This window comes from Mycobacterium sp. NPDC003449 (genome assembly GCF_053588415.1).
The window spans coordinates 14,734-28,290 of the sequence record NZ_JBSFPX010000089.1 but is presented as its reverse complement, the minus strand read 5'-3'; the positions used below and the strand labels follow the sequence as shown (position 1 = coordinate 28,290).

Below are 13,557 nucleotides of genomic sequence, written 5' to 3'. Positions count from 1 at the left end.
CAAAACTGCCCCTTTTCACATGAAAAGGGGCAGTTTTGTGTCTGCTCGGCGTAAGAACCTACTTCTGCAACGTGAACTGGTGCACGCTGATGTGGCCCTCGCGGAAGTAGCGCTGGCAACCGTTGAGGTACTTGTCGTAGCGGTCGTAGACCACCTGGCCCTGGATCGCGACGGCCTCGTCCCGGTGCGCCTCCAGCGCGTCGGCCCAGATTTTCAGCGTCCGGACGTAGTGCGGGCCGATCTCCTGCAACTGGGTGACCGTGAACCCGGCTTCGGTCGCCTTTTCCTCCTCCATCGACACCGAGGGGAGCCGGCCGCCGGGGAAGATCTCGGTCATGATGAACCTGGCGAACCGCGCGTCTTCGAATGTCATGTGCAGGCCCAGCTTTTGGCCCTGCCGGAGATCGAACCCGGTGATGTTGTGCAGCAGCATGATGCCGTCGTCCGGCAGCGCGTTGTAGGCCATTTCGAAGAACGACGGATAACGCTCGAAGCCGAAATGTTCGAAGGCGCCGATCGAGACGATGCGGTCGACCTTGTCGTTGAACTCCTCCCAACCCTGCAGCCGTACCTCGACGTTGCGTTCGGTGGGGACCTTGGACAGTTTGTCGACGGCGTACTCGCGCTGCTCGCCGCTCAGGGTCAGGCCGATGACGTTGACGTCGTACTTCTCGATGGCCCGCGCCATGCCCGCACCCCAGCCGCAGCCGATGTCGAGCAACGTCATGCCGGGCTGCAGGCCGAGCTTGCCCAGCGCCAGGTCGAATTTGGCGATCTGGGCCTCGTCGCCGGTCATATCCTCGCGTTCGAAATAGCCGCAGGTATAGCCCATCGTAGGGCCGAGGAACAGTTCATAGAATTCGTTCGAGATGTCGTAGATCGACTGCAGTTCTTCGTATTTCGGTGTCAATTTGGACATAGTCGAAATGCTCCAACCCTCAGAGTTCGCCCTGCGAATCGTCAGCCTACCGCAGAAGACCGGTACCGGGTTGCGCACGCGGAGAACGAAATGTTATGGCAAACAGCAGCCTCGCCGGTCCGGGGGCGACGTCGTCACGGGTGCCAGCGCAAACCCTGCGCCGGGAGCCTGCGGATAGCGAAGACACGTCCGCACGCGTACGGCCGCGCCTAGCCGGCGCAGGCGAAGTTGGTCTTGAGCTCGCCGACGACCTCGTCCCACACCGGTTCGGGCAGTTCGTGGCCCATACCGTCGATCAGGACCAGCCGGGCACCCGCGATGGCGCGGGCGACGGCGCGCCCGCCGAACGGGCGCATCAACCGGTCCGCCAGCCCGTGGATCACCACGGTGGGTGCGGTGATCCGGCGGTCGTGGTGGCGAAGGCTGCCGCTGCCCAGGATCGCGGCGAAATGGCGCCCGACGCCGGCCGGGTAATAGGCCCGGTCGTAGAGTTCGGCCGCCTCGGCGCGGATCTTCTCGTCGGGTGTCGGATAACCCGGGCTGCCGTTGATCTTGCTGAGCCGAACGGCGTTGTCGATGATCATCTCTCGCGTCGCATCCTTCGGTGGGGCGGAGAGCAGGGACATCAGCTGTTTGACACCGGGCGGCGGCAACAGCGCCTGATTGTTCGACGAGAAGATGACGGCCAGCGTCCTGGTCCGGGCGGCATACCGCGACGCGAACACCTGGGCGATCATGCCGCCCATCGAGCCGCCGACGATGTGGGCGTCCTCGATGCCCAGATGGTCCAGCAGCGCGGCGGCGTCGTCGGCCATATCCTCCAGCGTGTAGACGGCCGGGCTGCGGACGCCGAGCGCCGAGCGGGCCATCCGCGGCAGCAGGGGCGCGCCGGTGTGGTGGCCCTCCACCTTGCTGGACAGGCCGACATCACGGTTGTCGTAGCGGATCACCCGCAGGCCCTGATCGACCAGCTTTTCGCAGAATCCGGTGCGCCACAACAGCAATTGGGCACCGAGACCCATGATGAGCAACACCGCCGGATCGTTCGGGTCGCCCATATCCTCGTAGTAGATGTCGATCGGGTTGTCCGCGTCGCCGGATCTGGCGTGGCCGGTACGTGTTCGCACTATTCCTGGAGTCCGTTCTGCTCGGCGGCGTTGTGCTCGCGGCTGATATCGACCATGAAGTTGGCGAAGTACCCGGTGAGCTGCGGGTCATTCATCATCTGCCACCGGGGTGCCAGCAGTTTCATGTACCGCTCGACGTAGAGGAACTGCTTGCCGATCAGGACGAGTTCGCGGGGCAGCTTGACGTCGTAGGCATCGGCCAGCGCGGACAGCTGCTTGCCGATCTCGGCGTAGGACATATCGCCGAGGTTCTGCATCGACAGCGGGGTGGCGAAGCGCTCCAGGTCCTTGGCGGCCTGCGCCTCGGGTTTGACGGTGCCGACCGCACCCATCAGCACCACGATCTTGCCCGCGGCCGCGTGGTCCTTCTTGACCAGCAGGGCATGGACCAGCTCGCGCAGCAGCCAGCGGGTCCGCGGATCGATGCGGCCCATGATGCCGAAGTCGAAGAACACGATCTTGCCGTCGTCGTCGACATAGAGGTTCCCGGCGTGCAGGTCGCCGTGGAACAGCCCGTGCCGCAGCCCGCCCTCGAACACGCTGAACAGCAGCGCCTTGACCAGTGCGACCCCGTCGAATCCCTTCTTGCGGATCGCGGCGACATCGTCGATGCGGACGCCGGTCACCCGCTCCATGGTGAGCACCCGCTGGCTGGTGAGGTCCCAGTAGACCTGCGGGACCCGGATGTTCGCGCCGAGCGGTGAGGCGTGCATATGCGACACCCAGGCGTCCATCGACTGGGCTTCGAGCCGGAAGTCGAGTTCCTCGGCGAGATTGTCGGCGAAGTCGGCGATCACGTCCTGGGCCGACAGCCGCCGGCCCAGCTTGGCCAACTCGACCACCTGCGCGCCGCGCTTGAGGATCTGCAGGTCGGCCGCGACCCGGCGGCGGATACCCGGCCGCTGGATCTTGACCACCACCTCTTCGCCGCTGTGCAGCGTCGCGTAGTGCACCTGGGCGATCGACGCCGACGCGAACGGCTTCACGTCGAAGCTCTTGAACAGGTGCTCGGGCTCGTCGCCGAGCTCGTCCCTGAAAAGGTCGCGCACCGCCTCCTCGTCGGCCGGCGGCACCCGGTCCAGCAGGCTGCGGAACTCGCGGCTGAGCTGCTCACCGAAAGCCCCCGGGCTCGACGCGATGATCTGGCCGAATTTGACGTAGGTGGGGCCGAGGTCGGAGAACGTCTGCGGGACCTGCCTGATGATCTTCTGCTGCAGCGAACCGCGGCCGAAGATATTGGAGACGACGCGGGCGCCGGTCCGGGTGATCTGCCAACCCGTTGCTCCGACGCGGGCGGCCTCGACCGGCAACGGCACCCGGTCCAGCCTGGCCCCCTCGCGGTGCCTGGGTCTCGGCGGCGTTGTGCTCATAGCTGCAGTGTCTCAAAACCCGCGGTACCGCCAAAAATGTGTGTGCGGCGCGTCACACCGTGGCGAGGCCCTGCGCGGTGCTGTCTGCGAGGCTCGCCTCGACCTCCTCCCGGGTGCGCGCCGGGTCGGTGCCGCTCCGGTAGGCCGGTTCGGTGTGCGGGGCCAGCTCCGGATCGACACCGTCGGCCACCCTGGCCCTGGCCTGCCGGAACTCGGGAATCGGGCCTGCCGCGAACTCGAGCCCGTTGAGGATCGACCACACCGCGCCGCGTCGCGCCGTGCGCTCGACCAGGTTGGGATTCTGATGCTGGATCAGCTGGGCCGCCCAGCGCGGCATGGTGTCGCGGATCGCCCAGTCGATCGCGCTCTGCGGGAGCGCCACATTCGGGCCGGTGGCCATCGCCGCGCCGTGGGTGAGGGCCAGGCGGGGCAGATAGGCCTGCAGGCAGTCCAGCGTCTCGGCCTTGGTGGCAGGCAGGTCGGTGCCGCCGAGCGCGTGCCCGACCCGGACGAACTCGCCGTAGTACCGGTCGAGTTTCTTGCCGCGCAACGGTTGTGGGTGATAGAGCTCGTGTGCGGTGGCCAGGCCCCACACCACGGTGGCGTAGTTCCAGCGCAGCCAGTCCGGGTCGTCGGCGTCATAGGCGACGCCGTCCGGGCGGGTGCCCTTGATCGTGTGGTGCATCGCGCGCACGGTCGCGGCCAGCCGCTCGGCGGTGTCGGTGCTGCCGTAGGCGGTGCCGATGAAGAACGCGATCGAGTGGCCGAGCCGGATCGCGGCGCCCTTCGGGTCGATCACGGGGACCGCGGTGCCGTCCTCGTCGCGCTGCACCAGCCGGGAGTGGTGCATGCCCATCCAGTAGATCGACGGATCGAGGCGCTCCATGAACGCCGCGCACTGCAGGCCGAAGATCAGGACGTGCTTGTGGGAGTGCACATGCCAGGTCGCGCTGCCCGGGCCGAACCAGCCCGGGTCGCCCTGCGGCCCGGCGAAATCCATACCGCGGAAGTAGTTTCTGCGGATATCGCGGTCGAACTTCTGATTGAGCCACTGGCCGACGAACTGATGAGGTAGAAACGGCAACGAAGGCAAGGGCACGGTGAACTCCTCCGGAATGTCTGGTCACGCCTGTAACCACACTACATTTTGGATACGGCCGTGACCAGATCTAATCTGAAGGCATGCCCGGAACTTCCAGCCCGACCCGGTGGGCCGGCGTCCCGCTCACGGACCGCCGCGCCGAGCGCCGCGCGCTGCTGGTCGGCGCGGCGTTCCGGCTGTTCGGCGCCGGTGGCGAGGCCGCGCTCTCGGTGCGCTCGGTGTGTCGCGAATGCGGGCTCAACACCCGCTACTTCTACGAGAGCTTCGCGGGCACCGACGACCTGCTCGGCGCGGCCTATGACGAGGTGAGCGCGGCCCTGGCCGCCGACGTCGACGCGGCGATGGCCGCGACCGGCGATTCCCTGCGGGAGCGGACCGGGGCCGGGATCGCGGCCGTGCTCGGGTTCAGCTCGGCCGACCCGCGGCGGGGCCGGATCCTGTTCACCGACGCCAGGGCCAACCCGGTGCTGGCCGCCCGCCGTGCCGCCACCCAGGACCTGCTGCGCGAGGCCGTGCTCAGCGCGGGCGGGCGTCTGCACCCCGCATCCGATCCGGTGGCCGGCCAGGTCGGGGCCGCGATGTACACCGGGGCGATGGCCGAACTGGCCCAGCAGTGGCTGGCCGGCCACCTCGGCGACGACCTCGACGCCGTGGTGGAGCACGCGGTCCGGCTCGTGCTCGGCCGGTAGCGCGCCGCACCAGCGACTTCGAACGCGTTCCCGGAATCCCTTCCCCGTTTCCCCTGCGGTCACGTCCGCGTCATCGGCGCTGGGGAGATTGAACGGGTGGGGCTTTCGGGAGATGCATGGGGTGTGCGCGGCGGCTCGCAGACAATCCGTGATCCCGACGCCGGCGGCTACTTCGGTTCGTACGGCGGACGTTTCATGCCGGAGGCGCTCATGGCCGGTATCGACGAGGTCGCCGACGCATATGCGAAGGCGCGCGTCGACGAACTTTTCCTCGACGAGTTGTACCGGCTGCAGCGCCATTTCACCGGCCGGCCGTCGCCGCTGTACGAGGCGCGGCGGCTCAGCGCGCACGCCGGCGGCGCCCGGCTGTTCCTGAAGCGAGAAGACCTCAATCACACCGGATCCCACAACATCAACAACGCGCTGGGCCAGACCCTGCTGGCCCGGCGCCTCGGCAAGACCCGGGTGATCGCCGAGACCGGAGCGGGTCAGCACGGGGTGGCCACCGCGACGGCGTGCGCACAGCTCGGCCTGGAATGCGTCGTGTACATGGGCGGTGCCGACGCCGACCGGCAGGCGCTGAACGTGCTGCGGATGCGGCTGCTCGGGGCGCAGGTCGTCACGGTGGGCGCCGGTTCGAGAACGCTCAAGGACGCGATCACCGAAGCGTTCCGCGACGGCGTCGGCAACGCCGAGAGCACCTACTACTGCTTCGGCACCGCGTCCGGGCCGCACCCCTTTCCCGTCATGGTGCGCGATCTGCAACGGGTGATCGGGGTGGAGGCGCGCCGACAGATCCTCGAACAGACCGACAGGCTGCCCGATGCCGTGACGGCCTGCGTGGGCGGCGGATCGAACGCGATCGGCATCTTCCACGGGTTCATCGACGATCCCGACGTCCGGCTGGTCGGCTATGAGGCCGCCGGTGCCGGTGTCGAAACCGGGAGGCACGCGGCCAGCCTTGGCGTCGGGTCGCCGGGTGTCTTCCACGGCGCGTACTCGTACCTGTTGCAGGACGAGGAGGGCCAGACCCTCGAATCGCATTCGCTCGGTGCGGGTCTGGACTATCCGGCGGTGGGGCCCGAGCACGCCTTCCTCAAGGACAGCGGCCGGGCCGATTACCGGTCGGTCACCGACGCCGAGGCGATGTCGGCCTTCGCGCTGCTGTGCCGCACCGAGGGCATCGTGGCGGCGATCGAGTCGGTCCACGCGGTCGCGGGTGCGTTGGCGCTCGGCCGCGAACTGGGCCGCGATGCGGTCGTCGTGGTCAATCTGTCGGGCAGCGGGGACAAGGACGTCCCGGCCGCCGCCCGGTGGTTCGATCTTGCCGAACCACCGGGAGCGGCACCGCTCAGCTGACCGGCGCCCGCCAGCGCCTGATCCAATCGGTCTCCGGCCACTGCTCCTCGGCCGCCATCAGCTCGTACATCGTTGCCCGGTCGATGGATTCACGGATGATGTCGGCATGGCCTGCGTGCCGGCTGAGTTCCTCGATCAGGTGCAGCGCCACCCAGCGCACCGTCCAGTGGTCGAGATCCTGGGGGAACCACGGCACGTTGCGGGGCACCGGTACCGACGCGTCGAGGTCCTGCCCGGCGAACACCCGCAGCGTTTCGGCGTTCTGCGCCTTGAGCGCGTCGAGCAGACCGGCCAGCGTCTCGTCGTCGCGCATCACGTACTGGTCGGTGTACTCGGCCATCTGCTCCTCGACCGGCCGGGGATCGGGCGGCGGCGCGGCGGGTGCGTGCGCGGCCCGCTCGGCCCACCCTTTCTGCACCCCGGCCGCGTGTTTGATCAGCCCGCCGACCGACAGCGCGCTGACCGACGGGGTGGCCCTGGCCTGATCGTCGGTCAGCCCGTGCGCGACCGCGAAGAAGGCGTTCTGCTGGAATTCGATGAAGTTGATCAGAGTCTGGCGTTCGTCGCCTGCGGGAGCGGGCATACCTGGCATATCAGTTCTCCTTGCGGTGGGCCGGGCGGTTGGTGTGGACGTAAAGATCACGGATGCAGGCGATTTCGGCGCCGTGGTGAATGGCCTCGCGGTTGATGTGCAGGACCAGCTCGGCCATCGGATGATCGGCCCACGGCCCCTCGGCCGGGCCGACCGGCTTGGCCAGGTCATCCTCGCTCAGGCTGCGGACACCGTCGATCCAATGTCGGTAGGCGTCGTCGAGCTGGGCGAGTGCGGTGGCGGCGTCGGTCGCATACGGCCAGGACTGGTAGTCGGCGGGCGGCCCGCCGAAATGGGAGTGGCTGCGCATCGCGAAGACGCCGACGATCACATGCCCGAGCCGCCAGGCGATCGTGGTGAACGGTTCCGGCTGCGGGGGCGGGTAGCTGAAATCGATGGCGCCGTCGGGGTGGATCGTCCAGCAGTCGGCCACCGGCTGCCAGAAGTACTCGTCGTCGGTCAGACCGTCGAGGCGGGGCCGCAGGTGCTGCGTCCAGTGGTAATCCAGCTGGTCGGGGAGGAGGTCTATCTGCATGGGACCACCCTCGCACGCACATAGGACAGTTTCGTTCCTAAAATTGCGGGACACTTGCGGTCATGGTTCGAACCACCGACACCACCGGGCGCGTCGTGCAGCTGCTCGGCCTGCTGCAGGCGCGGCGGGTCTGGTCCGGCGCCGAACTCGCCGAGCGGCTCGGCGTCACCGGCCGCAGCGTGCGCCGCGATATCGAACGCCTGCGTGACCTCGGCTATCCCGTCCACGCCAGCAAGGGCCACGGCGGCGGCTACCAGCTCGGCGCGGGTGCCGCGCTGCCGCCGCTGCTGCTCGATCCGGACGAGGCGGTGGCGATGGCGGTCTGCCTGCGGCTGGCGGCCGGCGGCAGCGTCGCCGGGATCGGCGAATCGGCGTTGCGGGCCCTGTCCAAGCTGGACCAGGTCATGCCCGCGCGGCTGCGCTCGCAGGTGTCGGCCGTGCACGATGCGACCGTCACGCTGACCCAGAACCCGTCGGACCCGCCGGTGGAGCCCGATGTGCTGATGACGCTGGCCCGGGCCTGCCGCGACCATGAGCACGTCACGGCCGGCTACACCGATATCCGGGGCACCAGCACGCAGCGGCGGCTGGAGCCCTACCAGCTCGTGACCACCGGCAGGCGCTGGTATCTGATGGCCTACGACCGCGACCGTGCGGACTGGCGCAGCCTGCGGCTGGACCGGATGTCGGATGCGCGGGCGATGGGCAGCACCTTCGTCGCGCGCGACGCGCCCGACGCCGCGAGCTACGTGCGGCGCGCGATCAGCTCCTCGCCCTACCGCCACATCGCGCGGGTGCGCTACCGGGCGCCGCAAGAGGCTGTGGCGCAGATGTTCTCGCCGGCGTCGGCGACCGTGGAGGCCGACGGCCCCGATGCCTGCATCGTCACCGCGGGGGCCGACGACCCCGAACGGATGGTGCTCTACTTCGCCACCGTGGGGTACGACTTCGAGGTGCTCGAACCGCCCGAGGTGATCGCGGCGGTGCGGTCCGTCATCGACCGTCTGCACCGCGCCACACCCCGCCGAGCAGACGCGTAGGCACCCGGATCGGCGCGGACTGGGGTACCGGAGCGTCTGCTCGACGTAGGGTTTTTGGGGTGCATGTCACATCAGCGCAGACGACGGAGCTGTTTGCCGGACCGGCCGACGGTCCCCGCCAGGTGGTCCGGGTGCGCTATACCGGCGCCGAACCGGGTGACACGCTCACCGTGACCGGCGACGGGGTGTCGGGTGAAGCCGCCGCCGCGCCCGGCGACGGCGTGGCCGAGGTGGGCGTCACCGTGGCCGATGCGGTGCCCGGTGAGCGCCGGGCCGCACGGGCGGGCGACGTCGAGTTCGAGTTCACCGTCGCCGAACCCGGCTGGACGATGTACATGATCAGCCACTTCCACTACGACCCGGTGTGGTGGAACACCCAGGCCGCCTACACCAGCGTGTGGACCGAGGATCCGCCCGGTGCGTGCCGCCAGACCCACAGCTTCGACCTGGTGCGGGCGCACCTCGAGATGGCCCGCCGCGAGCCGGAATACAAGTTCGTCCTGGCCGAGGTGGACTATCTCAAACCGTATTGGGACGCCCACCCCGAGGACCGCCCCGACCTGCGCCGGTTCATCGCCGACGGGCGGATCGAGATCATGGGCGGCACCTACAACGAGCCGAACACCAACCTCAACAGCCCCGAGACCGCGATCCGGAACTTCGTGGCGGGCATGGGGTTTCAGCGGGACATCCTGGGTGCGAAACCGGCGACGGCCTGGCAGCTCGACGTGTTCGGGCACGATCCGCAGTTCCCCGGGATGGCCGCCGACGCGGGCCTGACCTCCAGTTCGTGGGCCCGCGGGCCGCATCACCAGTGGGGGCCGATGCAGAACGACGGCGACCCCGAACGCATGCAGTTCGCCAGCGAATTCGAATGGATCGCACCGTCGGGGCGCGGCCTGCTCACCCATTACATGCCCGCGCACTATTCGGCGGGCTGGTGGATGGACTCGTCGGCATCGCTGGCCGAGGCCGAGGAATCCACCTACACCCTGTTCACCAAACTCAAGCGCGTCGCGCTGACCCGCAATGTGCTGCTGCCGGTCGGCACCGATTACACCCCGCCGAACAAATGGGTCACCCAGATCCACCGTGACTGGAACGCCCGCTATGTGTGGCCCAGGTTCATCTGCGCCCTGCCCGGTGAGTTCTTCGCCGCCGTGCGGGCCGAGCTCGACGACCGCGGCATCGCGCCGTCCCCGCAGACCCGCGATATGAACCCGATCTACACCGGTAAGGACGTCTCCTATATCGACACCAAACAGGCGAACCGGGCCGCCGAGGACGCCGTGCTCGACGCCGAGCGGTTCGCGGTGTTCGCCGGGCTGCTCGGCGGTGCGGACTACCCGCAGGCCGCCCTGGCCAAGGCGTGGGTGCAACTGGCCTACGGTGCCCATCACGACGCCATCACCGGGTCCGAATCCGACCAGGTCTACCTCGATCTGCTGACCAGCTGGCGCGATGCGTGGGAGCTGGGCACCGCCGCCCGCGACAACGCGCTGACCCTGCTGTCGGAGGCCGTCGGTGGCCAGGACGCCGAATCCGTCGTGGTGTGGAACCCGTTGGCGCACAACCGCACCGATATCGTCACGGTGCATCTGGACGAACGGTTCCCCGGCGCGGTGCGCGACAGCGACGGAACCGAGATCCCCGTGGTGACCGACCACGGCGGCAGGACCGTGAGCTGGCTGGCCCGCGACATTCCGTCGCTGGGCTGGCGCTCGTACCGGCTCACCGTCGGTTCGGCGTCGGGCTGGGAACCCATGACCGGCTCGGGTATCGCCAACGATCGCTACCGGCTGCGGGTGGATGCGGCCCGCGGTGGTGGCGTCGACTCCCTCGTCCGCGACGGGCGCGAGCTCATCGCGGCCGGCGCGGTGGGCAACGAACTCGCCGTCTACGACGAATATCCGGCCCACCCCGAGGCCGGCGAGGGGCCGTGGCATCTGCTGCCCAAGGGGCCGGTGGTGTGCTCATCGGAGCGGCCCGCCGACGAGGTGCGTTGCTACCGAAGCGCCGTGGGGCAGCGGGTGGTCGTGCGCGGCCGGATCGGTGACGTGCTGCGCTACACCCAGACCATCACCCTGTGGGACGGCCTGGACCGGATCGACTGCCGGACCACGGTCGACGAATTCGTCGGCGCCGACCAGCTTCTGCGGTTGCGCTGGCCGTGCCCGATTCCGGGCGCGCTGCCGGTGAGCGAGGTCGGCGATGCGGTCATCGGGCGCGGATTCGGGCTGATGCACGACGGCGACGGCGCGGTCGACGCGGCGCAGCGGCCGTGGACCCTGGACAATCCCGCCTACGCCTGGTTCGGGTTGTCCTCGGCGGTGCGGATCCGGGTGGGGGATGCCGTGCGGGCGGTGTCGGTGGCCGAAATCGTCACCGCCGAGGCCGGCCCGGCCGCACCGCGCGAGCTGATGGTGGCGCTGGTGCGGGCCGGGGTGACCGCCACCTGCAGCAGCGCCGAAAAACCCCGCTACGGCGACCTCACCGTCGACTCCAACCTGCCCGACGCCCGGTTCACGCTCGGCCGACCCGACGAGAACTCCTTCACCGCAGCGGTTCTCGCGTCGGCCGATCCGGTCTACCGTGCGGAGTTCAAACGCCAGCTCGATGCGAAGGGAACGGCCCTGGTATGGGTCCCGGCCGAGGCTCCGCTGACCGAAAAGTGGGTGCCCGGCGCGGATTTGCGCGGGGTGGCGGCGCTGCCGGTGCTGATCATCGCCGGTGACCTCGGCGCGGTGGTCGATGATCTGGCCGACGCCGAGATCGTGGTCGAGCAGCACGCCCCCGCCGGCACCGAACCGTTCGAGGCGCATACCGTCGCGGTGCTCAATCGCGGTGTGCCCAGCTTCGCCGTCGACCCCGACGGCACCCTGCACACCTCGCTCATGCGGTCGTGTACCGGCTGGCCGTCGGGTACCTGGATCGACCCGCCGCGGCGGACCGCACCCGACGGCTCCAATTTCCAGCTGCAGCACTGGACCCACACCTTCGACTACGCGCTCGTCGCCGGGGACGGCGACTGGCGTGCGGTCGGGGTGCCGGCGCGGGGCGCCGAATTCAACCGGCCGCTACCCGCCCTGCCCGTGCGGGGCGCGGGTGGTGGCCTGCCGGCCTGGGGTTCGCTGCTGGAGATCGAACCCGCGGGCCGGGTGCAACTGGCCGCGCTCAAGGCCTCGGGCAATCCGCTGGCCTCCGGTAGCGCGCGGGCCGTCGACCCGTCCGACGGGGTGACCGCGCGGCTGGTCGAGATCACCGGCCGCGCAACCGATGTGCGGATCACCACGGGCCTGCGCACGGTATCAGAGGCGGCCCACCTGACCCTGCTGGAGGAATCGAGGCCGCGGCCGGTGGAGTCGAATCGGCTGAGCCTGCACGGGTATGAGATCGCGACCCTGGCGACCGGGCTGAATCTGCCGGGAGTGCTGCGGGCCGATCATCGGCAGCTGGCCCCTGACGCCGAGGCCGCGCAGCCGCTCTACGCCCGCTACTGGTTGCACAACCGTGGCCCCGCGCCGCTCGGCGGACTGCCCGCGGTGGCCCACCTGGACCCGGAGAACGTGTCCGCGCAACCGGGTTCGCAGGTCGTCCTGCGCCTCACCGCGGCCAGCGACTGTACCGACGCCGCGCTGCACGGCCGGGTCAGGGTCACCGCGCCGCGGGGCTGGACGGCCGACCCCGCCGAGCTGCCGTTCGTCCTGCCGCCCACCGAGCATCTGGAAACCGAGGTGGTGCTGACGGTCCCGGCAGACACCGGCGCCGGGCTGTACCCGGTGTCCGCCGAGCTCGCGGTCACCGGCGGTGACTCGGCGGCGCTGCCGCCGTCCTGGCGGCAGCGGGTCGAGGACATCTGCGTGGTGACCGTCGGCGAACCGGCCGGGCAGATCCTCAAGCTGGTCACCGGGCCCACACCCGTCAAGGTCAAAGCCGGTGACACCGCGCACCTGTGGGTGACGGTGGGCACCGACGCGCGCACCGACCTGACCGCCGAGGCGCACCTGATCAGCCCGTGGGGCACCTGGGAGTGGCTGGGCCCGGCCGCGGTCGGGGCCCGGATCCCCGGGGGCGGCCAGGTCGAGATCGGCTTCGAGTTCACCCCGCCGGTCTGGGTCGAGCCGGGGGAGTGGTGGGCGTTGATCCGGGTGGGTTGCGCTGGGCGGCTGGTGTATTCGCCGGCGGTGAAGGTCGTGGTGCGGTGACCGCGCACGCGGCCGTCGTCGCGGGGGCCCCGGTCCCGGTCACCGAGATCGACGGACGCGAGGCGGCGTTGCGGGCGTCCAACCTGGCGTCGGCGCTCCCACACCCCGGCACCAGTGAGGGCCGTCAGCTGCGCCGCTGGCTCACCCAGTTGGTCGCCGCCGAGCGGGTGATCGCCGCCGAGGCCCACGCCAGGGGTCTGACCGGGGCCGACGCTCCCGCCGAGCCCGAGGTGCTCCCCGATGTCGCCGCGCGGTTGGAGATCGGCAGCGTCGCCGCATCGGTCCTGGCCGGACCGCAGGCCAGGGCGGTATTCGCGGAGGTGACCGCCGCCGTCGTCGTCACCGAATCCGACATCGCCGCCTACCACACCCGCAACCCGCTGCGTTTCGCCGCCAAACCGGCTCTCGGACAGCACGGTTGGCTGGAGCGCCCGGTCGCACCGCGGTTGGCGCAGGTGCATGACCGGATCGCCGGGCACCTGCTGGGATCGGCCCGCAGGCGCGCGTTCCGGTTGTGGTTCGATGAACGCTGTGCCGCCCTGGTCGAACTCGCCCCCGGTTTCGAGCATCCGGGCGATCCACGTCAACCTGACAACACCCACAGACACTGATTGGCCAC

Annotated in this window: 11 protein-coding genes; 5 read left to right on the top strand and 6 right to left on the bottom strand. The window is 69.5% G+C overall.

Annotated elements, in window-relative coordinates:
* Positions 1-58 precede the first annotated feature (58 nt).
* The 4 genes from ACWDTP_RS21625 to ACWDTP_RS21610 all read right to left on the bottom strand — a co-directional run bounded on the left by ACWDTP_RS21625 (position 59) and on the right by ACWDTP_RS21610 (position 4,515).
* On the bottom strand, positions 59-919 hold the full coding sequence (locus tag ACWDTP_RS21625; protein WP_450023483.1) for a cyclopropane mycolic acid synthase family methyltransferase: 861 nt from the start codon (positions 917-919) through the stop codon (positions 59-61).
* Positions 920-1,128: 209 nt separating this feature from the next.
* The gene (locus ACWDTP_RS21620; protein ID WP_450023481.1) at positions 1,129-2,046 is read right to left on the bottom strand and encodes an alpha/beta fold hydrolase; all 918 of its coding nucleotides are present in this window, start codon (positions 2,044-2,046) and stop codon (positions 1,129-1,131) included.
* A complete protein-coding gene (locus ACWDTP_RS21615) occupies positions 2,046-3,416 on the bottom strand; it encodes an ABC1 kinase family protein (RefSeq protein WP_450023479.1) in 1,371 nt (456 codons plus the stop codon). The genes ACWDTP_RS21620 and ACWDTP_RS21615 overlap by 1 nt, the downstream gene beginning before the upstream one ends.
* Positions 3,417-3,468: 52 nt before the next feature.
* Entirely contained in the window at positions 3,469-4,515 is a 1,047-nt protein-coding gene (locus ACWDTP_RS21610; protein WP_450023477.1) for an oxygenase MpaB family protein, read from the bottom strand.
* Between the two features lie 83 nt (positions 4,516-4,598).
* Here ACWDTP_RS21610 and ACWDTP_RS21605 point away from each other — a divergent pair, with 83 nt between their 5' ends.
* Together ACWDTP_RS21605 and trpB are read left to right on the top strand one after the other, a co-directional pair.
* Positions 4,599-5,207 (top strand): TetR/AcrR family transcriptional regulator, encoded by a 609-nt coding sequence (locus tag ACWDTP_RS21605; protein ID WP_450023475.1) that lies wholly within the window; start codon positions 4,599-4,601, stop codon positions 5,205-5,207.
* Positions 5,208-5,303: 96 nt separating this feature from the next.
* On the top strand, positions 5,304-6,566 hold the full coding sequence (gene trpB / locus ACWDTP_RS21600) for a tryptophan synthase subunit beta (RefSeq protein ID WP_450023473.1): 1,263 nt from the start codon (positions 5,304-5,306) through the stop codon (positions 6,564-6,566).
* Here the strand turns inward: trpB and ACWDTP_RS21595 are convergent.
* Both ACWDTP_RS21595 and ACWDTP_RS21590 read right to left on the bottom strand, forming a co-directional pair.
* Entirely contained in the window at positions 6,559-7,158 is a 600-nt protein-coding gene (locus ACWDTP_RS21595; RefSeq protein WP_450023471.1) for a DinB family protein, read from the bottom strand. The two genes, trpB and ACWDTP_RS21595, sit on opposite strands and share 8 nt — an antisense overlap.
* A gap of 1 nt (position 7,159) precedes the next feature.
* The gene (locus tag ACWDTP_RS21590; RefSeq protein WP_450023469.1) at positions 7,160-7,693 is read right to left on the bottom strand and encodes a DinB family protein; all 534 of its coding nucleotides are present in this window, start codon (positions 7,691-7,693) and stop codon (positions 7,160-7,162) included.
* 62 nt (positions 7,694-7,755) lie between these two features.
* On the opposite strand from ACWDTP_RS21590, the gene ACWDTP_RS21585 reads away from it, so the two are divergent.
* The 3 genes from ACWDTP_RS21585 to ACWDTP_RS21575 are packed head-to-tail and all read left to right on the top strand — an operon-like array spanning position 7,756 to position 13,549.
* Positions 7,756-8,733 (top strand): helix-turn-helix transcriptional regulator, encoded by a 978-nt coding sequence (locus tag ACWDTP_RS21585; RefSeq protein ID WP_450023467.1) that lies wholly within the window; start codon positions 7,756-7,758, stop codon positions 8,731-8,733.
* A gap of 59 nt (positions 8,734-8,792) precedes the next feature.
* On the top strand, positions 8,793-12,938 hold the full coding sequence (locus ACWDTP_RS21580) for a glycoside hydrolase family 38 N-terminal domain-containing protein (RefSeq protein WP_450023465.1): 4,146 nt from the start codon (positions 8,793-8,795) through the stop codon (positions 12,936-12,938).
* Positions 12,935-13,549 carry a DUF7158 domain-containing protein gene (locus ACWDTP_RS21575; protein WP_450023463.1) on the top strand — a complete coding sequence of 205 codons (615 nt, stop codon included), beginning with the start codon at positions 12,935-12,937 and terminating at the stop codon, positions 13,547-13,549. The genes ACWDTP_RS21580 and ACWDTP_RS21575 overlap by 4 nt, the downstream gene beginning before the upstream one ends.
* Positions 13,550-13,557: the final 8 nt, after the last annotated feature.

Coding starts and splice junctions, on each gene's coding strand:
- ACWDTP_RS21625 (WP_450023483.1), bottom strand. CDS start 919: ATGTCCAAATTGACACCGAAATACGAAGAACTGCAGTCGATCTACGAC.
- ACWDTP_RS21615 (WP_450023479.1), bottom strand. CDS start 3,416: ATGAGCACAACGCCGCCGAGACCCAGGCACCGCGAGGGGGCCAGGCTG.
- ACWDTP_RS21605 (WP_450023475.1), top strand. CDS start 4,599: ATGCCCGGAACTTCCAGCCCGACCCGGTGGGCCGGCGTCCCGCTCACG.
- ACWDTP_RS21595 (WP_450023471.1), bottom strand. CDS start 7,158: ATGCCAGGTATGCCCGCTCCCGCAGGCGACGAACGCCAGACTCTGATC.
- ACWDTP_RS21590 (WP_450023469.1), bottom strand. CDS start 7,693: ATGCAGATAGACCTCCTCCCCGACCAGCTGGATTACCACTGGACGCAG.
- ACWDTP_RS21585 (WP_450023467.1), top strand. CDS start 7,756: ATGGTTCGAACCACCGACACCACCGGGCGCGTCGTGCAGCTGCTCGGC.